At 47.0% G+C, this 24,044-nt stretch carries 25 protein-coding genes and 2 pseudogenes; 25 read left to right on the forward strand and 2 right to left on the reverse strand.

Annotated features, from left to right (window positions below):
* Positions 1–98 precede the first annotated feature (98 nt).
* The 11 genes and pseudogenes from DXB18_RS00300 (at position 99) to DXB18_RS00345 (ending at position 12,322) form a co-directional block, all read left to right on the forward strand.
* Complete coding sequence (locus DXB18_RS00300; protein ID WP_118705321.1) at positions 99–1,400, forward strand: citrate:proton symporter; 1,302 nt, start codon at positions 99–101, stop codon at positions 1,398–1,400.
* A gap of 129 nt (positions 1,401–1,529) precedes the next feature.
* The gene (locus tag DXB18_RS00305) at positions 1,530–2,219 is read left to right on the forward strand and encodes a response regulator transcription factor (protein WP_118705323.1); all 690 of its coding nucleotides are present in this window, start codon (positions 1,530–1,532) and stop codon (positions 2,217–2,219) included.
* 28 nt (positions 2,220–2,247) lie between these two features.
* Complete coding sequence (locus DXB18_RS00310; RefSeq protein WP_118705325.1) at positions 2,248–4,593, forward strand: ATP-binding protein; 2,346 nt, start codon at positions 2,248–2,250, stop codon at positions 4,591–4,593.
* Positions 4,594–4,747: 154 nt separating this feature from the next.
* A complete protein-coding gene (locus DXB18_RS00315; protein ID WP_118705327.1) occupies positions 4,748–6,451 on the forward strand; it encodes an AAA family ATPase in 1,704 nt (567 codons plus the stop codon).
* Between the two features lie 214 nt (positions 6,452–6,665).
* A pseudogene (locus tag DXB18_RS00320) lies at positions 6,666–6,788 on the forward strand (carboxynorspermidine decarboxylase); the annotation flags it as partial.
* Between the two features lie 72 nt (positions 6,789–6,860).
* Entirely contained in the window at positions 6,861–7,010 is a 150-nt protein-coding gene (locus tag DXB18_RS00325; RefSeq protein WP_347560092.1) for a hypothetical protein, read from the forward strand.
* Entirely contained in the window at positions 6,959–7,105 is a 147-nt protein-coding gene (locus DXB18_RS16795) for an agmatine deiminase family protein (protein WP_347560828.1), read from the forward strand. Before DXB18_RS00325 ends, DXB18_RS16795 begins: the two co-directional genes overlap by 52 nt.
* A 15-nt stretch (positions 7,106–7,120) precedes the next feature.
* The gene (locus DXB18_RS00330) at positions 7,121–8,026 is read left to right on the forward strand and encodes a prepilin-type N-terminal cleavage/methylation domain-containing protein (protein WP_118705329.1); all 906 of its coding nucleotides are present in this window, start codon (positions 7,121–7,123) and stop codon (positions 8,024–8,026) included.
* A 227-nt stretch (positions 8,027–8,253) separates the two neighbouring features.
* Positions 8,254–10,875, forward strand: coding sequence for a cation-translocating P-type ATPase (locus tag DXB18_RS00335; RefSeq protein WP_118705331.1), 2,622 nt, complete (start codon positions 8,254–8,256; stop codon positions 10,873–10,875).
* A complete protein-coding gene (locus tag DXB18_RS00340) occupies positions 10,875–12,101 on the forward strand; it encodes an AI-2E family transporter (protein WP_182430416.1) in 1,227 nt (408 codons plus the stop codon). The genes DXB18_RS00335 and DXB18_RS00340 overlap by 1 nt, the downstream gene beginning before the upstream one ends.
* Positions 12,098–12,322: a 4Fe-4S binding protein gene (locus tag DXB18_RS00345; protein WP_182430417.1), complete on the forward strand. Its 225-nt coding sequence runs from the start codon at positions 12,098–12,100 to the stop codon at positions 12,320–12,322. The genes DXB18_RS00340 and DXB18_RS00345 overlap by 4 nt, the downstream gene beginning before the upstream one ends.
* A 105-nt stretch (positions 12,323–12,427) precedes the next feature.
* Here the strand turns inward: DXB18_RS00345 and DXB18_RS00350 are convergent, their stop codons facing one another.
* On the reverse strand, positions 12,428–12,703 hold the full coding sequence (locus DXB18_RS00350) for a helix-turn-helix domain-containing protein (protein WP_118543554.1): 276 nt from the start codon (positions 12,701–12,703) through the stop codon (positions 12,428–12,430).
* A gap of 324 nt (positions 12,704–13,027) precedes the next feature.
* On the opposite strand from DXB18_RS00350, the gene DXB18_RS00355 reads away from it, so the two are divergent.
* The 13 genes and pseudogenes from DXB18_RS00355 to DXB18_RS16395 all read left to right on the forward strand — a co-directional run.
* Complete coding sequence (locus DXB18_RS00355) at positions 13,028–13,423, forward strand: pyridoxamine 5'-phosphate oxidase family protein (protein WP_118543526.1); 396 nt, start codon at positions 13,028–13,030, stop codon at positions 13,421–13,423.
* Positions 13,424–13,548: 125 nt separating this feature from the next.
* A complete protein-coding gene (locus tag DXB18_RS00360; RefSeq protein ID WP_347560090.1) occupies positions 13,549–14,388 on the forward strand; it encodes a protein-ADP-ribose hydrolase in 840 nt (279 codons plus the stop codon).
* On the forward strand, positions 14,324–15,250 hold the full coding sequence (locus DXB18_RS00365; protein WP_118705335.1) for a Sir2 silent information regulator family NAD-dependent deacetylase: 927 nt from the start codon (positions 14,324–14,326) through the stop codon (positions 15,248–15,250). Before DXB18_RS00360 ends, DXB18_RS00365 begins: the two co-directional genes overlap by 65 nt.
* 114 nt (positions 15,251–15,364) lie before the next feature.
* Complete coding sequence (locus DXB18_RS00370; protein ID WP_118705337.1) at positions 15,365–16,258, forward strand: MATE family efflux transporter; 894 nt, start codon at positions 15,365–15,367, stop codon at positions 16,256–16,258.
* A 26-nt stretch (positions 16,259–16,284) separates the two neighbouring features.
* Positions 16,285–16,524, forward strand: a complete 240-nt coding sequence (locus DXB18_RS00375; RefSeq protein ID WP_147355201.1) for a hypothetical protein — start codon at positions 16,285–16,287, stop codon at positions 16,522–16,524.
* Complete coding sequence (locus DXB18_RS00380) at positions 16,521–16,952, forward strand: GNAT family N-acetyltransferase (protein ID WP_207665744.1); 432 nt, start codon at positions 16,521–16,523, stop codon at positions 16,950–16,952. Before DXB18_RS00375 ends, DXB18_RS00380 begins: the two co-directional genes overlap by 4 nt.
* Before the next feature lie 81 nt (positions 16,953–17,033).
* Positions 17,034–17,639 carry a Fic family protein gene (locus tag DXB18_RS00385; protein WP_118705341.1) on the forward strand — a complete coding sequence of 202 codons (606 nt, stop codon included), beginning with the start codon at positions 17,034–17,036 and terminating at the stop codon, positions 17,637–17,639.
* A gap of 209 nt (positions 17,640–17,848) precedes the next feature.
* On the forward strand, positions 17,849–18,073 hold the full coding sequence (locus DXB18_RS00390; RefSeq protein ID WP_118705343.1) for a 4Fe-4S binding protein: 225 nt from the start codon (positions 17,849–17,851) through the stop codon (positions 18,071–18,073).
* Between the two features lie 52 nt (positions 18,074–18,125).
* Positions 18,126–19,640, forward strand: coding sequence for a DNA methylase (locus tag DXB18_RS00395; protein ID WP_118705633.1), 1,515 nt, complete (start codon positions 18,126–18,128; stop codon positions 19,638–19,640).
* Positions 19,640–20,107: a hypothetical protein gene (locus DXB18_RS00400; protein ID WP_118544336.1), complete on the forward strand. Its 468-nt coding sequence runs from the start codon at positions 19,640–19,642 to the stop codon at positions 20,105–20,107. Before DXB18_RS00395 ends, DXB18_RS00400 begins: the two co-directional genes overlap by 1 nt.
* A gap of 42 nt (positions 20,108–20,149) precedes the next feature.
* On the forward strand, positions 20,150–21,844 hold the full coding sequence (locus DXB18_RS00405) for an AAA family ATPase (protein WP_118544337.1): 1,695 nt from the start codon (positions 20,150–20,152) through the stop codon (positions 21,842–21,844).
* 39 nt (positions 21,845–21,883) lie between these two features.
* Positions 21,884–22,786 carry a LysR family transcriptional regulator gene (locus DXB18_RS00410; RefSeq protein ID WP_118544338.1) on the forward strand — a complete coding sequence of 301 codons (903 nt, stop codon included), beginning with the start codon at positions 21,884–21,886 and terminating at the stop codon, positions 22,784–22,786.
* Between the two features lie 153 nt (positions 22,787–22,939).
* Positions 22,940–23,059: pseudogene (locus tag DXB18_RS16395) on the forward strand (5-methyltetrahydropteroyltriglutamate--homocysteine methyltransferase); the annotation flags it as partial.
* A gap of 63 nt (positions 23,060–23,122) precedes the next feature.
* Here DXB18_RS16395 and DXB18_RS00420 read toward each other — a convergent pair.
* The gene (locus DXB18_RS00420) at positions 23,123–23,446 is read right to left on the reverse strand and encodes a hypothetical protein (RefSeq protein ID WP_243035380.1); all 324 of its coding nucleotides are present in this window, start codon (positions 23,444–23,446) and stop codon (positions 23,123–23,125) included.
* Positions 23,447–23,657: 211 nt separating this feature from the next.
* Here DXB18_RS00420 and DXB18_RS16655 point away from each other — a divergent pair, with 211 nt between their 5' ends.
* On the forward strand, positions 23,658–24,032 hold the full coding sequence (locus DXB18_RS16655; RefSeq protein ID WP_118544103.1) for an AzlD domain-containing protein: 375 nt from the start codon (positions 23,658–23,660) through the stop codon (positions 24,030–24,032).
* Positions 24,033–24,044 lie beyond the last annotated feature (12 nt).

Consider the following 24,044-nt stretch of genomic DNA (forward strand, 5'->3'; position numbering starts at 1 on the left):
ATGACAAAATTGTCATTTTTTTGTCATGAACAATTAAACTGCTGTCGGTAGAATAGAACTCAGTAAGAACTTTGTTAAAATTTGGGAGGGACATGACTATGGCAGCAGTTATTGGTTTTCTGATGATCATTGCGATCGTGGCATTGCTTTTAAAGGGCAAAATGTCACCGATCGTGGTACTGGCAGTGGTTCCGGCCATTGCAGCCCTGATTCTCCGGTTTTCCCCGGTAGAGATCATGGATTTCATTGCCGATGGCATTAAAACGACCACCAGCAATGGTATTTTATTTATCTTTTCCGTTATTTATTTTGGTGTTCTGGCGGACACCGGACTCTTTGATGTGATCGTAGACTGGCTGGTAAAGAAAGCCGGAAATAACGTCATTGCGGTAACCGTTGTAACCGCAGTGATCGCAACCATCGCACATCTTGACGGAACCACTGCAGTTACCGTTCTTATCACCATTCCGGCGATGTATCCGGTTTACAAAAAGATGAAGATTGACCCGCGCATTCTTCTGTGCCTGACTGGTGCCTGCATGGGTGTTATGAACCTGCTTCCGTGGGGCGGTCCGACTGCAAGAGCGGCAACCGTGCTGGAAATGGACGCAACCGAATTATGGCACATGTTGATCCCGCTTCAGATCGTAGGACTTGTTATGAATATTCTTCTGGCTGTTGTGCTCGGTATGTTTGCAATCAAACATGGGGCCGGACTTGGCAAGGGAGAAGAGATTGAAGAGGATGCAAAAGAGAAGAAAGAAGCAGAGGATTTAAGAAAGTCCAACAAATATCTGATCTTCAACTTCCTTTTGACTGCAGGCGTGATCGCACTGTTATCAACCGGTATCGGTAAGTCTTATGTTATTTTCATGCTGGGTCTGTGTATCCTTCTGGCTGTGAACTATCCGAACCAGAAGCTGCAGGATAAGCTGATCAAGAAGCACGCTCCGGCTGCACTGATCATCTCTGCGACCTTATTTGCAGCAGGTGCCATGGTTGGTGTATTTGACGGAACCGGTATGTTAGAGGCAATGGCAAGCGCTATCATGGCAATTATTCCGGCTGCACTTGGCAAGTACATTCATATCATTTTTGGTATCCTTGCCCTTCCGCTTGGTCTGTGTGTGGGAACCGACGCATACTTCTACGGTATTATGCCGCTGGTTATGCAGGTAGGGGAGACCTACGGTGTTGCTTCTTTAAATACTGCGCTGACGATGCTGATCGGTAAGAATCTGGCTTTGATGGTAAGCCCGCTTGTACCGGCTACCTACCTGGCAATCGGCCTGACCGGAACGGAACTGAAAGACCATATGAAGTTCAGTATCCCGCCGTATTACCTAGTAAGCCTTCTGATGCTGGCATTCGGAGTTATTCTGGGGATTGTGACGGTATAATAATTTCATAAAAAAACGATGGACCGTGAAAATTGCCGAAGGCAACTTTCACGGTCCTATTACGTTAACAATATTGCTATAGGTTATGGTATAATCGAAAACAGAAGAGGAAAACGGGAGGCATTTTTTATGGATGCGGATAAAATTTTACTGGTGGATGATGAGCGTGCGATTCGCCTTGCCGTGCGGACTGCCTTAAGCCGCGAGGGAATGCAGGTGACGGAGACTTCGGATGGCAGTGAGGCACTGGAACTTTTGAAAAAGCAGCAGTTCCAGCTTGTCATTTTGGATGTCATGATGGAACAGGTAGGCGGCTATGAAGTGCTGCAGGCGATGCGTGCGGCCGGGGATCATACACCGGTCATGATGCTGTCTGGAAAATCGGACGAGATGGACCAGGTTCTGGGACTTGGCTTTGGCGCGGACAGTTATCTGACCAAACCATTTCACACAGCAGTGCTGATTCAGACAGCGAAAGCCCTGATCCGGCGAAGCAAGGTTTACAGTCAGGGAACATCGGATCTTGACATCCGGAAAGGCCCATTTACGGTAGACACTCTGAAAATGGAATGTTTAAAGAACGGGGAGCCGCTCAATTTTACGGCGCGGGAGCTGGCCTTATTCCGGTTTCTGATGGAACATCCGGGACAGGTGTTTACCAAGGAACAGCTGTATACCCAGGTCTGGAATGAGGCAGTTGTGGATGACAATACCATTACGGTTTATGTAAAGCGGATCCGCAATAAGATTGAGGATGATCCAAAACAGCCGCAGTACTTGAAGACAGTACGCGGAATCGGGTATATGTTAAGCGTGTAAAGCCTGAAAATTGGGGGAGACGAAGCGGATGAAAAAAATCTGGAACGGCATTCAGAAAACGGTTCAAAAGTGTAAAACAGAGCTGTCTGCGTTTGGCATTATTCTGCTGCTTTCGCTGGTCATGATACTGGCCGGATTTCGTTTTTATCATCAGTATCGGAAACAGGTCATCGAGACAGAAGAAAGTCAGCTGCTCACGATTGCTGGAATTATCGGAAACAATCTGAACACCTATCTGGAACAGCAGCTGCATCAGATCGATCTGTATTATGCAGGGCAGGAAGGGTGGAGTGCAGATGATACGGCAAATGCAGAAGCAGCAGGGAATGTAGAAAATGTGGAGGTGGCGAATCCAGAAACAACAGGAAATGCGGAGGCGGCAGAAAATACAGAAAGTGCAGCAATTTCCAGAGCAGAGACAGAACAGCTGGAACGTCAGACTGAATACTTTTTACAGGAAAATCAGATGCTCTATAACTGGATTTCAATCACTGCACCAGGTGAAACAGTGACTTTTTATAAAGCTGGAGAAACGGAAAAGAACGCAGTGAAAATCCAGAAACATTCTGAACTGTCAAAGGAAAGCGGAACGGAAAACAGGAAAGAGAAGAAAACCGAAGAGAAAACCGGAATGCTTCATGAGGAAAAGGCCTGGATCTCTGGGAAGAAAATCTCAGATGAAACCGGCTGGTATGAACTTTATGTGGAAAAAGAAATTTCGCGGTCAGATGGAATGCTTCGCCTTACGTTTGCCATGAACCTGGAAAGTTTATACCAGAAAATCGTGGCACCGGTAAAGATCGGAAAAGCTGGGTATTCCAGTGTGAAAGACCAGAATATGTATATCATCATGCATCACGCCAAAGACCAGATCGGACTGGAGGCCTTTGATGACCGGATCCAGAAGTATCCGGAACTGGATATGAGCAGTATGAATGCATGGCTTTCCTTGCAGGCAAAACAGGATTTTGGCACCGGCGTGGTCGATACTTATGTCTGGGATGACCCGGAATTACCGAAAGTCCGAAGGGTTGTCGCGTTTCAATCTATTTTGGTCCAGGGAGAGCGCTGGATTGTAAATTCCACGATTCCGGTAAAGGAACTCTCTGGTCCACTGGACAGTATGATGGTGATGCTGACTGGGATTGTGGCATTGTATGTATTGTTCCTGATTATAGCGACGGTTGTGCTGCTCCGCAACCATTTTCTTGCCCAGAACCAGCAAAAGGAGATTACTTATCTGAAAGAAATCAATCAGGGCATGGAGATGCTGGCACAGAAAAACAATGAAATACGGCATTATCAGCGCGTACAGTCGCTTGGCATGATGGCAAGCCACATTGCACATGAGTTTAATAATTACCTGACACCGGTACTCATTTATGCGGAGCTTTTAGAAAATGACACCTCCATTTCAGCGGAAAACCAGGAGATGATCCATGAAATCACAGCGGCTGTGGATAAGGCCTCAAACCTTTCCAAAGAGCTTCTGGCTTTTTCCAGACAGGACACGGGAGTCCGGCTGGAACTGATTGATTTCACCAAAGAAGTACAGGATGCAGTAGCAATCGTAAAGCAGCTGACACCGTCAGCCATCACCTTAAAAACGGAAATTACCAAAGAACCGCTGTATGTTCTTGGACGTAAGAAAATGGCAGAGCATATTTTGATGAATCTCTGCAAAAATGCGTTTCAGGCGATGGAAAAATCTGAAAAAAAGGAGCTTGTGATCCGGCTGATGGCAAAAAATCCGGATATGCTTATTTTAGAGGTGGCGGATAGTGGCTGTGGCATCAAAGACGATGCCATGCAGAAGATTTTCGAACCATTTTATACGACGAAAGGATCCAGACAGGGTACCGGCCTTGGGTTATCGGTCGTGCAGAATATGGTGACATCCGTAGGTGGAAACATCCGGGTAGAGAGTAAGGCCGATGAGGGAACGACGTTTGTGCTGGAGATTCCGCAGAGCCGTTCAGAAGAAAAAGACAGCCGCAAACGCCTGCAGCAGGTATCCAGAATTGCCATTGTGTCCCAGGATGAATCGATGAAAACATGGAAAAAGACATTTGCAAGGAGTCAGAAGACGATAGAGCTCTATGGGCATCCGGCTGTGGTGATTGACCGGATCCAGAAAAATCCGTCAGCCTATAATCTGATCATTGCAGAATACAGCCTTCCGGTTATGAATGGAATTGAACTGTGCGAAGCCATCCGGCGCATTAATCCGGAAACCCGTCTGATCCTGATCGCAGACCAGAACGGGGCAGATTTTGAATGGTATTTGAACAATGGCATGATTGACCGGTTTATGCTGAAGAAAACGTTTTTGGAAGAGTTTTCCGAGATGTTTGGGTATATGGAACATGAGTAGCTGAGCGTTTACAGACTGGGAGTTCTTAAATTAGAAAATTCGTCAGGTTGCCACGCCGAAGGAAATATGTTAGACTCGTAAGTAAGATTTGTGTCATTGTTGTATATCAGGCAGCTGCACAACTTGGTGGCAAAGACAGAAAGCAGGTGAAAGTATGACCAGGGTAATCAGCATCGGAAAACAGGATTTCGCATCGTTGCGTGAACATGATTACTTTTTTGTGGATAAAACAAAGCTGATCCGGGAATGGTGGGAATCTGGAGATGAGATTACGCTGATCACACGTCCGCGCCGGTTTGGAAAAACTTTGAATATGAGCATGTTACATTGCTTTTTCTCCAATCATTATGCAGACCGTGCAGATCTGTTTGAGGGCTTGGATATCTGGAAGTATGAGATGTACCGGCAGTTGCAGGGAACGTATCCGGTCTTGTTTTTGAGTTTTGCTTCGGTAAAGGCAGATAATCTGTCCGATGCGAAAAAGCAGATTAATGCGCTGATCGCAAAAAAATATGAAGAGAACCGTTTTCTGCTTCAGAAAACGACCCTGAGTGAAAATGAAAAACAGGCTTATGAACAGGTCACCATGGAAATGGAAGATGCAAGGGCTTCTTCTGCATTAAATGATCTGTGCTGTTATTTGAATCGTTTTTACGAAAAAAAGGTGATCGTCCTGCTGGATGAATACGATACACCGCTGCAGGAAGCCTGGCTGAAAGGGTATTGGGATGGTTTTGTTTCCTACATCCGCAGTCTGTTCAATGCAGTATTCAAGACCAATCCATATCTGGAACGGGCAGTCATGACCGGCATTACCAGAATTTCAAAAGAATCGGTCTTTTCAGATCTAAACAATCTGAACGTGGTGACAACGACATCCGAAGAGTATGCGGATTGCTTTGGTTTTACGGAAAAAGAAGTGTTTGAGGCACTGGAAACGTATGGGTTATCGGATCAGCAGAAGCAAGTGAAGAAATGGTACGATGGTTTTATTTTCGGACATTGCCGTGACATTTATAATCCATGGTCGATCACCAATTATCTGGACAAAAAGCAGTTTCGTCCGTATTGGGCAGCAACCAGTTCCAATGCCCTGGTAAACCGTCTGATCCAGACATCCTCTGCCGATGTAAAACAGAAGATGGAGCAGCTGATCAGTGGCAGGGAAATTTCAGTGACCTTTGATGAACAGATTGTTTATGATCAGCTGGACCAGGATGAACGTGCAATCTGGAGCCTTTTGCTGGCAGGTGGTTATCTGAAGGCAGACAGCATCGAATACCGGGGGGATTTTCTGGAGCCCTGGTATTCCTTGAAAGTCACCAATCAGGAAACTTATGGAATGTTTGCGGCCATGTTCAAGGGGTGGTTTGGCCGGTCCTTATCCAGCTATAATGGCTTTATCCAGGCACTTTTGTCTGGGAATACCAAAGAGATGAATGCCTATATGAACGACATTGCGCTTATGACATTCAGCTTTTTCGATACTGGAAAGCATCCGTCTGAAAAAATGCAGCCGGAGCGGTTTTATCATGGCTTCGTGCTTGGACTTTTGGTGGAACTGCGCGGGCGGTATCGGATTGAATCGAATGGAGAAAGCGGATATGGGCGTTACGATATTATGATGACGCCACTGCAAAAAGCGGAAGACGCGATTCTGATCGAGTTTAAGGTTCATGATCCGGAGGAGGAACAGACGCTTGCCGATACCGTGCAGGCGGCGCTTCGTCAGATTCGCGAGAAACGCTATGATGCCAAATTAAAGGCAGCAGGATTTTCTGAAGATAAGATCCGCAGCTATGGCTTTGCGTTTGAAGGAAAGAAGGTACTGATCGGTTCATCCGGTGCACAGAAATGAAACGCATAGAAATGCAACTCTCTCTGTATCCTGTAAAGAGAGTCTTTTAGGATACGGAAGGGCTTTTTACCAAGGAGTTTTACGGCAGCTGTTATCAGGCACATATTCCGACCTGCCCGTCCGGCTACTGGCTGTTCGGCTTTGCGTCAAAGAAGTATCATCCACGGATACCGTGATCACAACCGCCGGGGTGGACGCGGACAACGTAGAAGAACTGGAACTGCTGATCCGCTGTGTTCGACATATCAGGGACACGTACGGAGTGGAGGTGTACCTGGAACCGGGCGAAGCCATTGCCTTAAATGCCGGATATCTCGTGACCGAGGTGATGGACATATAAAACCATTCTGCCGGAACGCTTGAAAACACTTCCGGCATCAGATGGATTTCATATGCCCAGGGAGGTGACGTGGACGGCCTTTATGCAGACTGGGAAAAAGATAATGCCGTGGCAGAGGCTGTCTGTGATGCTCTTGGTTATCCGGTATATGATGCGGGAAGGTGTTTGTGCTGGAGGGCGGTTCCGTCCACAGTGACGGAGAGGGAACGCTTCTGGTAACAGAAGCATGTCTCTTAAGCGCGGGAAGAAATTCTCAATCATTGCCAAACGAAAAAGAATGCAGTACAATAAAACGGTACGAAAGAATGGCATAAGGAGAGCGTAAAATCATGAAAAAACAAAAGACTGGGAACAACGGCTTTACGATTGCGGAGCTTTTGATCGTCGTTGCGATCCTCGGAGTTCTTGTTGCGATATCCATGCCTGTTTTTGCAGGACATCTGGAGAAAAGCCGTGAGACGGTTGATCTTGCCAATGTGCGCTCTGCTTACTCGGAAGTGATGACGGCTGTGATGACTGAGGATACAGCAAATTATTCCAGGACAGTGAAATTAAAACAGAAACGGGACAACTGGAATGCCTATGATCCCGTTACGGTTGCCGGGATCACGCATTCCAGAGCCGAGGGTAACACGGAGCACTGGATCGGGATCCCTGTTGAACATGGAGAATGTACGCTGTCATATATTCCGGATTTCGGAATGAAGGTAATATGGAGCGGAGCAGGCGGCAATGACACACCGATTTCTTTTCCGTATAACGCTGATCTGCATGGAGCACTTGACAGAACCGATATACTGAATGAGCTGAAAAAACAGAATAAGACTTATTTTGAAATAGATTCTAAGTGTCCAAAGTCTGATATGCTGACAAGAGTGAATGAGGAAATCCGGAAGGAAGGCAGCAGCAGTCTGCTGGGAACCGGAACATGGGCCTATATGGGAAGTCCGAAAAATGCATCCGGACGGTATTTGTTCTGGACATCTATGGATACCAATCAGGTTGGGGCAGGAAAAAAAATTCCGGTCATAGTCAGCAAAGCAGATGATGGTTTTTATATTTCTGAAACGACAACAGCTGCAAGAAAGAAGGACGGAAAGACGTACGTTGCAATTGCGGATCATATTGCAGACTTTTCTCCTTATACATCCGGCAAAAAATATGACAGTCTGGAAGATGCCTACAATGCATATCAGAAGCTGCTGGCGGATGGAACCTATGAAAAAGCATCTTGACATTCGTACAGTTTTTGGTATATGATGAACTCAATAAAGGGGAGTAACCTACGCTGGTAATCTGCGTTTGTGATGTCGTCAGTACGATGGAAGCATCCGGTGTCACAAAGAAACGGTGAGACTTTTATTGCATTATTATTGTGCAATAAAGGTCTCTTTTTTATTGAAAAACCTTCATTGCATAAGAAATACAGTGGAAAAATGCTTAAACAGAGGAGACAGAAGTGATGAAGGAATTTTATCAGCAAACGGTGAAAGAGGTTCTGGACCGTGTGGAAAGCAGAGAGACAGGACTCACCAGTGAGCAGGCCGGAAAATTCCGGGAAAGGTGTGGCTGGAATGAACTTGCAGAGGGGAAAAAGAAAAGTATCCCCCAGATTTTTCTGGAACAGTATAAGGATTTTCTGGTACTGATCTTAATTACATCGGCCATCATATCCGGCATGCTTGGCGATGAGGAAAGCGCGGCTGTGATCTTGATCGTGATCACGATCAATGCGATCCTGGGCACTGTGCAGACCGTAAAAGCGGAACAGTCTCTGCAGAGCTTAAAGAAGCTTGCAGGACCGCAGACCAAGGTACTGCGCGATGGTTCCACGATCCAGCTTCCGGCGAGAGAGCTGGTGGTTGGAGACGTGATCCTGGTGGAAGCAGGCGACATGATCCCGGCGGACGCAAGGCTGATTGAAAATGCAAGTCTTAAGGTTGATGAGAGTGCTCTTACCGGAGAGAGTCTTGCAGTCGAAAAGGGCCTGGAGGCTATTTTGGCAGAGGCTCCGCTGGGAGATCGGACCAATATGCTCTTTTCCGGCAGCTTTGTGACATATGGACGCGGAAAGGCAGTGGTAACGGACATAGGAATGCAGACGGAGGTTGGAAAGATTGCAGGACTTTTGAAGTCAACTTCTGAAAAGCAGACTCCGTTACAGATGAGTCTGGAAGAGTTTGGAAAGAAATTATCTGTTTTGATTCTGGTATTCTGCGGGATGTTATTTGCAATCAACGTATTTCGAGGTGAAAAGATCAGCAGTGCATTCATGTTTGCCGTAGCACTGGCGGTTGCGGCAATTCCGGAAGCGTTAAGCTCGATCGTGACCATTGTCCTTTCCTTCGGAACACAGAAGATGGCAAAGGAGCATGCGATCATCCGAAAACTGCAGGCAGTGGAAGGCCTTGGAAGTGTTTCCGTCATCTGCTCGGATAAAACAGGAACACTGACACAGAATAAAATGACGGTTGAGGATTACTATGTAGAAGGAAAACGGATCCCGGCAGCAGAAATTGATATAGCAGATCCGGCACAGAACTATCTTCTGGAGTGCAGTATTTTATGTAATGATTCGACGAATGAAAACGGAGTGGAAATCGGGGATCCGACAGAAACTGCATTGATCAATTTGGGAAGCCGGTACGGAATCGAGGCCGCAAGCGTACGAAACCGCTATCCGAGAGAAGGAGAGCTTCCATTTGACAGTGACCGTAAGATGATGTCAACACTTCACAGGATAAACGGTGAAAATCGGATGATCGTAAAAGGAGCGGTTGACCGACTGCTGGAGCTGACGGAATGGATTTGGACAAAAGACGGAATCCGCGAAATTACAGAAGCAGATAAAGAAACCATACAGCAGCAGAACCGGGATTTTTCAATGGAAGGCCTGCGTGTACTGGCATTTACCTATCGCGAAATTCCAAAGGAGTATGTATTAACAGCAAAGGATGAGGCTCATCTCGTATTTCTCGGCCTCATTGCCATGATGGATCCGCCAAGAGAAGAATCAAAGGCCGCCGTCGCAGAATGCATCAAAGCAGGAATCCGGCCGGTCATGATTACAGGAGATCATAAAATTACGGCAGCCGCCATAGCAAAAAGAATTGGAATCCTGCATGATTTATCGGAAGCCTGCGAGGGTGCGGATATCGAAAAAATGAGTGATGAGGAGCTGAAGGATTTTGTCCCGGACATATCTGTGTATGCAAGGGTTTCCCCGGAGCATAAAATCCGTATCGTCCGCGCATGGCAGGAAAAGGGAATGATCGTTGCAATGACCGGAGACGGTGTGAATGATGCTCCGGCGTTGAAGCAGGCGGACATCGGTGTTGCAATGGGAATCACCGGGACCGAGGTGGCAAAAGATGCTGCCGCCATGGTGCTTACCGATGACAATTTTGCAACCATTGTAAAAGCAGTAGAAAATGGACGAAATTTATATCGAAACATTCAGTATGCGATCCAGTTTCTTTTGTCAGGAAATTTTGGAGCAATTTTAGCAGTTCTGTATGCATCGGTTGCAGGACTTCCGGTTCCGTTTGCACCGGTACACCTGTTATTTATTAATCTTCTGACGGATAGCCTTCCTGCCATCGCACTTGGCGTGGAGCCTTCTGACAGTGATGTGATGAATGAGAAACCAAGATCTGCGGATGAATCGATACTGACAAAGGATTTCCTCGGCAAAATCGGTCTGGAGGGCTTTGTGATCGGTGCGATGACAATGATCGCATTTCTGACAGGATATCACCAGGACGGCGCGCTGCTTGGCAGTACGTATGCGTTCGGAACACTTTGTCTGGCACGCCTGTTCCATGGATTTAACTGCAAGTCGGATCATCCGGTTATCTTTACAAATCGGTTCTTTAACAATCCATGGCTGCAGGGAGCCTTTGTGCTCGGCGCAGTACTGATCACCGCAGTATTGACCGTTCCCGGCCTTCATCGTATATTTCAGGTGGAGACTCTCAATCCGGGACAGCTCGGCTGCGTATATCTGTATGCCTTTGCCAGTCTTCCGATCATTCAGTTGCTGAAGTGGATTCGTACGAAATTAGGAAGAAGAGGAGAAAGATAATGGATTTCAGTAAACTATCTGTGAAAAAAATTCGGGAACTGATCATTTTCACAGCACTGCTGGCAGCTGCGCTGTGGAAATCAGAAGTTGTGATCGATGTGCTGAAAACAATATGGGGGATCCTATTCCCCTTTGCACTGGGAGGCGCAATTGCTTTTGTCATCAACGTGCCGATGAGCTTTCTGGAAAAGATGATCTTTGGGAAGATCAAAGCCGGAAAGAAAAAAAGCAAAAAGCTTGCCAGACCGGTAAGCCTTCTTCTGACCATGATACTGGCTGTCGGTGTCGTGGTACTGGTGATGTTTGGCGTGATCCCGCAGCTCACCCGGACTATGGGAACACTGATGATGAGCATTGCCGATTTTATTCCGCAGATGCAAAGCTGGATTCGGGATTTTTCACATAATAACCAGAGTATTATGAATTATGTAAATCAGATCCAGTTTCAGCCAGATCAGGCCATTCAGTGGGGAATCAGCATTCTTGGCAGCGGAGCAGGAAATATGATGAGCACGACCATGTCAGCAGTGAGCTCGATCGTCAGCGGACTTGCCACCTTTTTCATTGCATTTTCCTTTGCCTGCTATATTCTTTTTCAGAAAGAACAATTGCACATACAGATAAGAAAGGTATGTTTTGCGTTTCTTTCTAAACAGAAAGCAAATGCACTCCTTAAAATCTGTTCCCTGATTTATCGGACATTTGCCAATTTCCTTACAGGACAGTGCTTGGAGGCTGTGATCCTCGGAAGCATGTTTGCCGTCACGTTAAGCATTTTGAAAATGCCCTATGCACTGCTGATCGGAACCCTGATCGCCTTTACTGCATTGATCCCAATCTTTGGCGCGTTTATCGGATGCGCAGTGGGCTGTTTCCTGATTTTTATGGTAAGTCCGAAACAGGCAATGCTGTTTATTCTTGTATTTTTGCTGCTTCAGCAGATCGAAGGGAATCTGATCTATCCGCATGTGGTCGGAGGTTCCGTCGGACTTCCGTCCATATGGGTCCTTGCTGCAGTTACCATCGGCGGAAATCTTATGGGAATTGCGGGGATGCTCATCTTTATTCCGCTTGCATCTGTTTGTTATACTGTTTTCAGGGAAGTTGTGTATCTGCGACTGAAGGAAAAACATATAAAACGGGTGACAACGACAGCGGTGGAAGAATATACCGCGCAGGAATGGATGGATGCGGAAAAGAAATTGCAGGAAGGAGCAGCGAAATGACAAACGAAATGGAATCCTATAAGGAAAAAGCAGTATACTATATTTTGGATACCTGTACCCGCTGCGGGCGATGCGCTCAGAAATGCCCGCTTCATGCACTGGTGCCGCGTCAGGGACATTACCGGATCGATTTACGTTTTTGCGATGGCTGCGGAATCTGCTATGAGATCTGCCCGATCGGTGCGGTGGCCATCCATATGGATTTTGATCCGCAGATATGATAAGATGGTGCAAATAGTGAGTTGTCATTTGGATGCAACAGTACCGTAATCACTGTACGGCAGGAGCAGATCGTACAGATCATCCGGTACTGGGTTCCGTAAACATTAGTGGGAACGCTGGTAATTCTCGCCCCAGGTCCACATGGCATCCATGATCGGCTTTAAGCTATAGCCAAGGTGTGTGAGCGTGTATTCCACTCTTGGCGGTACTTCCGCATAGACCTTGCGGGTCAGGAGACCGCTTTCTTCCATCTGGCGAAGCTGGGCGGTCAGTACTTTCTGACTGACATGACCGATTGATTTTTTCAGTTCTCCAAACCGTTTGGTTCCCGGAAGCAGATCCCGCAGGATGAGTACCTTCCATTTATCGCTGATGAGCATGAGGGTAGTCTCCACCGGGCAGGTCGGAAGTTCTTTGATCGCAGAAGCAGCAGATGTCTCCGTGAGGCATGTGCTGCTTTTTTTCTCTGTAGTAGTCTGTAAATCTGGCATGATTTCCTCCAAAAATTCAGATTTTAATATAATAACTAATTATAATATAGCAGCTTTGGGGTTTCAAGTAGTTTCCTTCCGGTAACTACACCACAATATTGTGCGTACTTTCACATTTTCCAATCTTCCATTATAGTAGAGTCATCGAAAGGAAAAACCTTTCAAAACCAAATACTCAACTCAATCATCAAATTTATCATGGAGGATAAGAACATGAACAAAGTAGTAGAATTTTTACAGGCAAACCCGGTACAGTATCTGGCAACCGTAGGACGTGATGGCAAGGCAAAATGTCGCCCGTTTATGTTTTCCGGTGAAATGGATGGAAAACTCTGGTTCTGCACCAACAACACCAAGGAAGTGTACAAAGATATGCAGGAGAATCCGGAGATTGAGATCTCTGTTTCCAGCCCGGAGTACGCATGGATCCGTCTGCACGGCAAGGCTGTGTTTGAGAACAACATGGCAGTGAAGGAAATGTGCATTGCAAATCCGATCGTAAAGAGCCAGTACCAGACTGCGGAAAACCCGATCTTCGAGGTATTCTATCTGGAAAATGCACACGGCCTGATCGCAGATTTCTCCGGAAACCCGCCTTACGAGTTCTAATATCGTTTCCAGAGTGAGCGTGAATCGGAATCGAATACCAGAGGAAGAGAGATAGAAAATGCATGGAGTGCCTGGGGCTTTCAAAGTTCCAGGCACACTTTATGAAAACTGGAAATTGTGATAGGATGAAATTGTTAGAAAAAGCAACAGCAGGAAATGAGGTGTATTGTATGAACCAGAGTGAGCGTCGGCAATATCTGATCCGGTCGCTTTGCGATGAGCGGGCGCAGTATCGCAGAATGGAGATTCCTTCCGGAAAGAAGGAGCAGGATGATCTGCTCCGTGCCCTGATGAATGTCCGTGAACCGGAAAAAATCTCAGAGGAATTTTTGAAAATTCAGGATGCGTATCTGCAGGAGGAGCAGAGTAAGCGGGTGCTGATCGATGTGTCCGGGCTCACTCCGGTTTCTTTAGATCCGCGTATGGTGCTTTGGCAGGGCGATATCACTACTCTGAAGGTGGATGCGATCGTCAATGCAGCGAACAGCGGCATGTGCGGCTGCTTTTATCCGCTTCATGGCTGCATCGACAACATCATCCACAGCCGCAGCGGAATCCAGCTGCGCTTGTACTGCGCAGATATGATGCACAAACAGGGACATGAGGAGGCAACTGGTCAGGCGAAAATCACACCGGCTTTTAATCTGCCATGCAAATATGTGCTTCACACGGTTGGACCGATCATCCGCGGTGCAGTGACAGAGCGGGATTGTGAACTTTTGGAAAGCTGTTACCGGTCCTGCCTGACCCTGGCGGCGGAGTCCGGGGTGGAGAGCATTGCATTTTGCTGCATTTCGACCGGAGAGTTTCATTTTCCAAATGAAAAGGCTGCGAAAATTGCCGTGCAGACGGTTAAAAACTTTTTAGCAACAGAAACCAGGATAAAGAAGGTGGTATTCAATGTTTTCAAAGATATGGACAAAGAAATCTACAGAAAACTGCTCGGCGCAGACCGGGCAGATTGAGCGTTTGAAAGACGTATTAGAAGAGGCAGATGCGATCGTGATCGGCGCAGGAGCCGGCCTTTCTACCTCGGCAGGTTTTGTATACAGTGGAAAACGGTTTGAGCAGTATTTTTCTGATTTTGCGAAAGAATACGGGTTCACGGATATGTACTCCGGCGGATTTTATCCATATCAGACATTGGAGGAGCACTGGGCTTACTGGAGCCGCTATATCTGGATCAACCGTTACCAGAATGCACCAAAGCCGGTTTATGAGGAACTATTCCAGATGGTAAAGGACAAAGATTACTTTGTCCTGACCACCAACGTAGACCATTGCTTCCAGAAAGCCGGGTTTGAGAAAAAGCGTCTGTTCTACACGCAGGGAGATTACGGGCTGTTTCAGTGCTCCAAACCATGCTGTCAGGAAAACAGTGACAATGAATCCCTGCTTCGCCAGATGCTGAGTGCACAGGGCTTTATTATCGGAGCAGATCATAGTCTGACATTGCCGGAAGGCATGAAACCCAAAATGAAAATTCCAGAGGAGCTGGTTCCATATTGTCCGCATTGCAGCAGACCTATGACCATGAACCTGCGCTGCGACGATTCTTTTGTGGAGGATGAGGGCTGGCATAAGGCAGCGGAATGGTACAGTGAATTCCTGCGTCGTCATGAAGGAATGAAGGTTGTATTTTTAGAATTAGGCTGCGGTTACAACACCCCTGGTATCATAAAGTATCCGTTCTGGCAGATGACCGACCGCAATCCAAACGCAGTGTATGTGTGTCTGAATTACGGGCAGGCGTATGCACCGGAAGAAATCCGGAAAAGGGCGATCTGTATCAACGGGGATATTGGTGAAATTCTGGAACAGATTTGAAAGGAATAGAAAGAACTATTAGACATTTCCATAAGACCGCAATAAAATGTAGGTATTCGAAAGAATATCTGCATTTTTTTGCGTATTCTGATTACGACTGAGGAGAAGGAAGTAATGAAACAAAAACCAACAAACCCGATTTTTTCTAACCGCGATCTGATCCATCTGGTGATCCCGCTTGTCATTGAACTGGCGCTGAAACTGGTCGTAGGACTCCTGGACTCCATTATGGTGTCCAGCGTTGGAGAAGCAGCGGTATCCGGCGTTTCCCTGATCGACAGTGTGTTCCAGCTGCTGATTTATATTTTTGCGGCGCTTGCTGCAGGCGGTGCCATTGTGGCGGGACAGCGCCTGGGAGCCGGAAAACGGGACGAAGCAAAGCGGTCTGCCGATGAGCTGATGTGGATGAACGTGGTAATCTCCCTGGTGATCATGCTTTTGATGTTTGCAATTTCCGAATGGATCTTGACGCACGTATTTGGAAGCATCGATGCGGATGTGTATTACCATGCAAAGCGGTATCTGTTTGTGGCAATCTTTTCGATTCCGGCGATTGGTATCTTTGAAGCGGGTACTGCCATTTTCCGTACCATGAACGATTCTGCGACAACCATGAAGATTTCCCTGCTCATGAATGCAGTCAATGCGGTAGGCAACGCGCTTCTGATCTACGTCTGCAAAATGGGAACGCAGGGAGCGGCGCTGTCTACGCTGGTTTCCCGCTGGCTTGCAGTCGGGATCGTGGTGTGGCTGCTTTTAAATCCTAACCGGGAATTGAGCCTGAAACGTTCCCTGCGTCACCGTTTTAACTGGAATCTTACAAAAAATATTTTGCGACTCGGCATTCCAAACGGAGTGGAAAACGGAATTTTCCAGCTTGGAAAGATTGTTCTTCTTGGTTTTGTCGCTACCTTTGGAACCAGTGCGATCACCGCAAATGCAGTGACGCAGACGCTGGCATCGTTGGAGGTGATTCCAGGCAATGCCATTCAGCCCGGAAACTGCTGACTCTGGAGCAGTTTCGAAGTCAGCGGATGGGAGAACTCTACCAGCAATATCTGGCATCGGGTCCCATGGGGTATGTGGCAGATTTATTTGCCGGTATGGGCTTTGCCAATCCGCAGAAGAAAGCTGCATCTTTTTACGCGCCGATGTTTCTTTTGTATGCGGTGTATGACGGTGCGAAAGAGTCAGAGAAAGCGGAGGTGACTGCGCTTGCCGATGCCTGCCTGGAACAGTGTTGCAGGGAATTGAAAAAGGAGAGAGCAGAATGAAAGATTCTATGAAAATCCGTCTGGAAAAACAGGAAGAACATCGTGAGGTAGAGAATCTGGTCCGGGAAAGTTTCTGGAATGTATACCGCCCGGGCTGCCTGGAGCATTACGTGCTGAATCAGTTAAGAAAGGATCCGGCCTTTGTTCCAGAGCTGGATCTGGTTATGGAAAAGGACGGGGAAATCATCGGTCAGAACATGTTTATGAAAGCAGAGATTGCAGCAGATGACGGGCGCAGCATCCCGATCATGACCATGGGACCGATCTGCATTACACCAGAACTGAAACGCAAAGGTTATGGAAAAATTTTGTTGGATGCTTCGTTGGAAAAAGCAGCCGGACTTGGGTATGGCGCGATCTGTATGGAAGAAACTGCCGGGGCAGATATTCTAACGAGTGGAAACGAAATTGTTTCCAGGTATATATAGGTTGTAATGGCGAACAGGTCATGACCTTGCTTTTCCAAAAGAAATCCCATATAATGAAAAAAACAGATTTTGGAGGAACTCATGGCTCTGGAAAATAAATTAGGTATTACCGATTCCGCAGAACTTGCCCGTGAAGAGGAACGAATCAGCAAGAAAAAGGCTGTATGGCTGTTTGAAAGCGGGAAGCTGGACACGCTTCCCGCAGGGACGTTTGCATCATTGAAGGAGATACACAAATACCTTTTTGAAGATATTTATGAGTTTGCGGGGAAACTGCGAACCGTGAATCTGGCAAAAGGAAATTTCCGTTTTGCTCCGCTTATGTATCTGGAAGCAGCACTTGCGAACATTGATAAAATGCCATGGTCAACCTATGATGAAATCATCGAAAAATACGTGGAAATGAATATCGCACATCCGTTTCGGGAAGAAAACGGGCGCAGTATGCGAATCTGGCTTGACCAGATGCTGAAACAGGCACTCGGACAGGTCGTCGACTGGAGTAAGGTAGATAAGGAAGATTATCTTCTTGCTATGGAGCGGAGTCCGATCAAGGATGTAGAGATTAAAGTGCTGCTGAAAGCGGCGCTGACCGATGAGGTGGACAGTGGAGAAGTCTTTATGAAAGGAATCGACCACAGTTACTATTATGAGGGATATACGACATTTAAAACAGAAAATTTATAGAATGTTATAACAGAAGGGACGAAAGCAATGCAGAAATGTGGAGCTTTCGTCCCTCTTGTGTTTGATAGAAAAGAATGAAAGAACAAATGTTCGACCTGTTTGTAGACAGAATGAACGGGGTATGGTATACTGATATCAGTATGGAAGTCAAAGTGACTGTGGAGCAATGAACAGGAATACTGCAGCAATTAAGAGAGGAATCAGAGATCATGGCAAATGAAATGAATGTTCAGGAAGAAAAAACGGTATACTACATTTTAGACAACTGTACCCGCTGTGGACGCTGCGCCCAGAAGTGTCCGCTTCACGCGCTGGTGCCTCGCCAGGGGCATTATCGGATCGATCTGCGTTTCTGCGATGGATGCGGGATCTGTTATGATATCTGCCCGATTGGGGCAGTGGCGCGGGAAAGTGCCTGTAAGCAGGAAACGTAAAGGAATAACGTTCACATGGCAGTAAGAACAGGAGGAAAAGCCAATCGTGGATATGAAGTATCTGTGTATGGATCTGAAATCGTTCTACGCATCCGTGGAGTGCGTGGACCGCGGTTTAAATCCGCTGACGACCAACCTGGTAGTAGCGGATCCGTCCCGCACGGAGAAGACCATCTGCCTGGCGGTTTCCCCATCCTTGAAGACATACGGGATTGGAGGGCGTGCCAGGCTGTTTGAGGTGATCGAACAGGTGCGTCGTGCCAATGCGAAGCGGAGAAGCCTTGCTCCAGGCGGCAGATTTACCGGATCTTCTGCACAGGCGGATGAACTGGCAAAGCATCCGGAATATCAGATCGATTATCTGATCGCACCGCCGCGTATGACCCACTATATGAAAGTGAGTACCCAAATTTACGATATCTACTTAAAGTATGCTGCGCCGGAAGATATTCATGTCTATTCGATTGATGAGGTGTTTATCGATCTGACAAAGTATCTGCCAGCGGCAGGCTGTACGGCGCGGGAATATGCCAAACGGATCATGCAGGAGATTTTTGCAAAAACAAAGATTACCGCGACGGCTGGGATCGGCACCAATCTGTATCTGGCAAAGATTGCCATGGACATTGAAGCAAAGCACATTCAGCCGGATGAAGATGGAACCCGCATTGCAGAGCTTGACGAGATCAGCTACCGTAAAAAACTTTGGACGCATCAGCCCATCACCGATTTCTGGAGGGTTGGCCGCGGTTATGCGGCAAAGCTGAAGGAACATGGTATGCTGACGATGGGCGATGTCGCGCGCTGCTCCATTGGAAAGCCAGGAGATTATCACAATGAAGAACTGCTGTACCGTTTGTTTGGCATCAATGCAGAGCTTCTGATCGATCATGCCTGGGGCTATGAGCCATGCCGCATGGAGCATATCAAGGCTTATAAGCCGGAAAACAATAGTGTTGGTTCCGGGCAGGTGCTGCATTGTCCGTATACGGCACAGATGACGCGGCTCGTGGTCAAAGAAATGGCAGACCAGCTTTCATTACAGCTGGTGGACCAGGGACTTGTGACAGACCAGATGGTCTTAACAGTAGGTTATGATATTGAGAATCTGACGGATCCAAAACGCAGCGGTTCCTATCGTGGTGAAGTTATGAAGGACCGGTATGGCAGAAGCATTCCAAAGCATGCTCACGGAACGGAAAATCTGGGGTGTTTTACTTCCTCAACCCGGCAGATCCTGGATGCAGTTTTGGCATTGTATGACCGCATTATCGATGAAAAGCTTTTGATCCGGCGGGTGTATCTGACTGCAAATCATGTCATGCCGGAGACTGAAGTGAAGCGGGAACCGGTGGCAGAACAGCTTGATCTTTTTACCGATTATGCTGCCCTGGAGCAGAAACGCAAAAAAGAGCAGCAGGAACTGGAGCGCGAAAAACGCCTGCAGCATGCGATGCTGGATATTAAGAAAAAATTCGGGAAGAATGCGATCTTAAAGGGCATGAATCTATGCGAAGGTGCGACGGCAAAAGAGCGCAATGACCAGATCGGAGGGCACAAGGCATAATGACAGATTTTTCAAAATATGAAGATATGCTATATCTCAAACGTCCGGTGTCGCGCAATCACCCGCCGATGGATCTTAAGGACCGTGCCGCCCAGTTCTCTCCGTTTGCGGCGTTGACCGGCTACGGTGATGCAGTGAAGGAGACTGCACGTCAGACCGAGCAAAGGCGGGAGTTGGACGAGTACGAGAAAGCAGCGCTGGATGAGCAGCTGCGGGGGTTGGAAGCGCAGCTGCAGGACTTAGAAAACGGGAAAAATCAGGCAGCTCCAAGGGTCACTGTCACCTGCTTTATTCCAGATGAATACAAAGCAGGAGGTGCTTACCGCACGTTTACTGCCGCAGTTAAAAAAATCGATCATGACAGGCGGGGAATCATTTTGCAGAATGGGACACAGGAAGGAGAATGTGTGCTGTTGGATGATATCCTGAAACTGGATATTCATATGGATTTCGATTCCCGGATATGATAAGATAATAAATAAATTTGAAACAGAAACGGGGTGGAGCAGATGCCATGTACGATCGGAATCGGAAAGCAGGATTTCGCGTCCCTGCGGGAAGGCAATTATTTCTATATTGATAAAACAAAACTGATTTCGCAGTGGTGGGAGTCAGGAGATTCGGTTACGCTGATTACCCGCCCTAGGCGGTTTGGAAAAACGCTGAATATGAGTATGCTGGATTGTTTCTTTTCAAAACGGTATGCAGACCGCTTTGATCTTTTTAGCGGTCTTGAGATATGGAATGAGGAGAAATATCAGAAGCTTCAGGGAACTTACCCGGTTATATTTTTAAGTTTTGCGGATGTAAAGCAGAATTGTTATACGGACACAGTTCAGAAAATCCGGCATATTATTGGCGATACTTATCGTCAGCACCGTTATCTTCTGGATACAGCGTGCTTTGCGGACACAGAAAAACAGCAGTTTATAAAAGTAATGAACTGTGAAATGGATGATGTGACAGCTCAGGATGCCCTGAAAAATCTGTCTTATTACCTGCACCATTTCTGGGAAAAGCGTGTGCTCATATTATTGGATGAATACGACACCCCCATGCAGGAGGCATATGTGCATGGGTACTGGAACGAATTTACTTCCTTTATCCGGAGTCTGTTCAATGCGACATTCAAAACAAACCCGTATCTGGAACGCGGAATGATGACGGGAATTACCCGTGTTTCGAAGGAATCTGTCTTTTCGGATCTGAATAACCTCAGTGTGATCACAACCACCTCGAAGCGGTATGCAGACTGTTTTGGCTTTACGGAAGCAGAGGTATTTGCATCTCTGGAACAGTTTGGTCTAATAGAGCAAAAAGAAGAAGTGAAGCGCTGGTATGATGGCTTCACGTTTGGATCAAAGCGGGATATCTATAATCCGTGGTCCATCACGAATTTCCTGCGGGAGAAAACATTCATGGCCTACTGGGCGGCAACCAGTGGAAATACGCTGATCAACAAGCTGATCCGGACGTCATCTGCGGAAATAAAGGAAGGCATGGAGGATCTGCTTCAGGGAGGAAAAATTGTGGTAACCTTTGATGAGCAGATCGTATTTGACCAGCTGGATCATGTGCAGAACGCAATCTGGAGTCTGCTTGTGGCCAGCGGGTATTTACGGGTGGAGCAGGTCGAATATCGCGGAGCCTGGAGAAAACCGTGGTATCATCTGATGATCACAAATCTGGAAACGCTGGGGATGTTTTCTGATATGTTTTCCGGATGGTTTGAAAATTCCGGAACCAATTATAATGCGTTCATCGAGGCTCTTTTAAAGGGAAATATAAAAGAAATGAACGCCTATATGAATGATGTGGCTCTAACTACTTTCAGCAGCTTTGACACAGGAAATCATTCGTCTGAGCGGACACAGCCGGAGCGCTTTTATCATGGCTTTGTGCTTGGGCTTCTGGTGGAGCTGCGGGATGCTTATCTGATCCGGTCCAACCGGGAGAGCGGACTGGGGCGTTATGATGTGATGCTGATTCCACAAAAACCGGAATTTGATGGCATCATTCTGGAGTTTAAGGTTCGTGAGGCGGAAGAGGAAACTTCTCTTGGGGATACGGTTCAGGCGGCATTGAAGCAGATTCAGGAGAAGCAGTATGACCGGGAACTGATTGCCCATGGTGTATCGGAAGACCGGATTCGCTGTTATGGATTCGCGTTTGAGGGTAAGCGGGTGCTGATCGGAACAGATTGATATGATGAAAGAAAGCGCAATCAGAAAAAGGACAAACCTATGACACTGACACAATTGAAATACATCGTGGAGACCGCTGAGGCGGGGACCATCAGCAAAGCTGCGGAGCGGCTCTACATTTCCCAGCCGAGCCTGACTGCGGCAATCCGGGAACTGGAGCACGAATTTGGCATTACCATTTTCCAGCGGACTAACAAGGGCATTCTTCTGACCACAGAGGGGGAGGAATTTCTTGGCTATGCAAGGCAGGTGATCACCCAGACCAGGCTCATGGAGGAGCGCTATGCGGGCGCAGCGCCGGTACGACACCAGTTCTGTGTATCCACCCAGCATTATTCCTTTGCGGTGGAGGCGTTTGTGGAACTGTTAAAAACGTATGGCGGGGAAAGCTACGACTTTCGTATCCGGGAAACGCAGACCTACGAGATCATCGAAGATGTCGCGAAGCTGAAAAGCGAGGTCGGGGTTCTTTATCTGAACCAGTTCAATGAAACGGTTTTGCGAAAGACCTTTAAGGAACATAACCTTAAGTTTGAACGACTCTTTCTCGCAAAGCCCCATGTCTTTGTCGGGGCGAAAAATCCGCTGGCGGAACAAAAATCAGTGACACTGCAGGATCTGGAGAATTATCCGCGGTTGTCGTATGAGCAGGGAGACCACAATGCGTTCTATTTTTCGGAGGAAATCTTGAGCACGCTGGAGAGCAAAAAAGATATCCGGGTGTGCGACCGTGCGACACTATTTAACCTGCTGATCGGGCTGAATGGTTATACCATCTGCAGCGGTGTGATCAATGAAACACTGAATGGAAAGGATATTGTTGCAGTTCCTCTAGAGGCGGAGGACTATATGGAAATTGGGTATATTACCCACAAACAGGTTGTGCCCGGGAAGTTTGCAGCACATTATATTGAAGCATTAAAGCGGTTTGCTATAGATTAAAACTATGACAAATCGCTTTTTTCGATATTTTACAGAAACGGAAAATACGGGTATGATAACCGCAGAGGAATCAAAGAAGGTAGAAGATACCGCGATCACGGATCTGGTGGAGAAACAGAAAAAAGCCGGATACCATGTGATCACGGATGGAGGTATCTGGAATTTGACGATGCACGTTCCGGCGGTTTTGAGTGCTTGTCCCACGTATCCGATGACAAGAAGGTGGTTCTCGGACTTATTACGACCAAGTTCCCGAAGTTGGAGGACAAAGCAAAGCAGCCGCCATGCATGGCGGCTGTGGAAACTTTCGCCCCTTTGTTTTCCTGTATGATATCGTTAGTTCGCAGCAGTGGTCTCCTCAGCTGCTTCCTCAGAAGCCTCCTCCTCGGAAGACTCCTCAGCCTCGTCAGATTCCTCTACAGAAGCATCCTCTTTGGAAGCGTCTTCAGCCTCAACAGACTCCTCAGAAGCCTCTTCCTCGGAAGACTCCTCTTCCTCGGTGGACTCCTCTACAGTAGTCTCCTCTACGGTGGTCTCTGCTACGGTAGTCTCTGCAGCAGTAGTCTCCTCTTTGGTGCCGCCGCAAGCGGTGATTCCCATAGCTACCATAGCAGCAGCTACAACAGCAATCATGGATTTGTTAAATACTTTTTTCATCATAATTTTTTCCTCCTCTGTCCTTTAGGACAAGAACATACTATAGCGGGGAAATGTGTCTAAATTGTGTTTGAAAAATAAAAAAATATAAAAGTTCTTATCAAATTATTAAGAAAAGTGGAAAATATATTGTATTTCCTGTGCGATTGCAATAATTTACCAGTTATGCTATGCTGATTAAAATATATTTCTACACAAGGAAAGGTTTTTGCTTATGAAACGAAAAGCATTTCTGGCAGCTTTTCCCCACACGATCCCGATTTTTGCCGGGTTCTGGTTTCTGGGTATGGCATATGGCATTTACATGCATGTGTCTGGGTTTGGATTCTGGTATCCGCTCATCATGAGCATGACGATCTTCGGCGGGAGTCTGGAATTCCTTGCGGTAAATATGCTGCCGGGTGCCGTCTTCAGCATGCTGGTGGTGTATTGTTTAAGAAATGTGAAATTTACCGGAGACAGTTATGGCTTGCCGGAAATCATTTCGATTGTACTTACGGTACTGCTTCATTTGAAATGGAGAAATATGCTCGTATCCATTGCAGCCGGGACGGCGTGCTATATGGTGCTGGTGCAGATGGTATTCTAAAATTTGAAAGAG

Origin of the sequence: Clostridium sp. OM02-18AC, from assembly GCF_003481825.1 — a bacterium.
Taxonomy (GTDB): domain Bacteria; phylum Bacillota; class Clostridia; order Lachnospirales; family Lachnospiraceae; genus Brotaphodocola.

Excerpts from the sequence above, each read along its gene's own strand:
- DXB18_RS00300 (WP_118705321.1), top strand. The coding sequence starts at position 99 with ATGGCAGCAGTTATTGGTTTTCTGATGATCATTGCGATCGTGGCATTG.
- DXB18_RS00335 (WP_118705331.1), top strand. The coding sequence starts at position 8,254 with ATGAAGGAATTTTATCAGCAAACGGTGAAAGAGGTTCTGGACCGTGTG.
- DXB18_RS00390 (WP_118705343.1), top strand. The coding sequence starts at position 17,849 with ATGGCAAATGAAATGAATGTTCAGGAAGAAAAAACGGTATACTACATT.
- DXB18_RS00385 (WP_118705341.1), top strand. The coding sequence starts at position 17,034 with ATGGCTCTGGAAAATAAATTAGGTATTACCGATTCCGCAGAACTTGCC.
- DXB18_RS00315 (WP_118705327.1), top strand. The coding sequence starts at position 4,748 with ATGACCAGGGTAATCAGCATCGGAAAACAGGATTTCGCATCGTTGCGT.
- DXB18_RS00375 (WP_147355201.1), top strand. The coding sequence starts at position 16,285 with ATGGGAGAACTCTACCAGCAATATCTGGCATCGGGTCCCATGGGGTAT.
- DXB18_RS00305 (WP_118705323.1), top strand. The coding sequence starts at position 1,530 with ATGGATGCGGATAAAATTTTACTGGTGGATGATGAGCGTGCGATTCGC.
- DXB18_RS00330 (WP_118705329.1), top strand. The coding sequence starts at position 7,121 with ATGAAAAAACAAAAGACTGGGAACAACGGCTTTACGATTGCGGAGCTT.
- DXB18_RS00405 (WP_118544337.1), top strand. The coding sequence starts at position 20,150 with ATGCCATGTACGATCGGAATCGGAAAGCAGGATTTCGCGTCCCTGCGG.
- DXB18_RS00395 (WP_118705633.1), top strand. The coding sequence starts at position 18,126 with ATGAAGTATCTGTGTATGGATCTGAAATCGTTCTACGCATCCGTGGAG.
- DXB18_RS00340 (WP_182430416.1), top strand. The coding sequence starts at position 10,875 with ATGGATTTCAGTAAACTATCTGTGAAAAAAATTCGGGAACTGATCATT.
- DXB18_RS00310 (WP_118705325.1), top strand. The coding sequence starts at position 2,248 with ATGAAAAAAATCTGGAACGGCATTCAGAAAACGGTTCAAAAGTGTAAA.
- DXB18_RS16655 (WP_118544103.1), top strand. The coding sequence starts at position 23,658 with ATGAAACGAAAAGCATTTCTGGCAGCTTTTCCCCACACGATCCCGATT.
- DXB18_RS00365 (WP_118705335.1), top strand. The coding sequence starts at position 14,324 with ATGTTTTCAAAGATATGGACAAAGAAATCTACAGAAAACTGCTCGGCG.
- DXB18_RS00380 (WP_207665744.1), top strand. The coding sequence starts at position 16,521 with ATGAAAGATTCTATGAAAATCCGTCTGGAAAAACAGGAAGAACATCGT.
- DXB18_RS00400 (WP_118544336.1), top strand. The coding sequence starts at position 19,640 with ATGACAGATTTTTCAAAATATGAAGATATGCTATATCTCAAACGTCCG.
- DXB18_RS00360 (WP_347560090.1), top strand. The coding sequence starts at position 13,549 with ATGAAATTGTTAGAAAAAGCAACAGCAGGAAATGAGGTGTATTGTATG.
- DXB18_RS00355 (WP_118543526.1), top strand. The coding sequence starts at position 13,028 with ATGAACAAAGTAGTAGAATTTTTACAGGCAAACCCGGTACAGTATCTG.
- DXB18_RS00420 (WP_243035380.1), bottom strand. The coding sequence starts at position 23,446 with ATGATGAAAAAAGTATTTAACAAATCCATGATTGCTGTTGTAGCTGCT.
- DXB18_RS00410 (WP_118544338.1), top strand. The coding sequence starts at position 21,884 with ATGACACTGACACAATTGAAATACATCGTGGAGACCGCTGAGGCGGGG.
- DXB18_RS00345 (WP_182430417.1), top strand. The coding sequence starts at position 12,098 with ATGACAAACGAAATGGAATCCTATAAGGAAAAAGCAGTATACTATATT.
- DXB18_RS00350 (WP_118543554.1), bottom strand. The coding sequence starts at position 12,703 with ATGCTCATCAGCGATAAATGGAAGGTACTCATCCTGCGGGATCTGCTT.
- DXB18_RS00370 (WP_118705337.1), top strand. The coding sequence starts at position 15,365 with ATGAAACAAAAACCAACAAACCCGATTTTTTCTAACCGCGATCTGATC.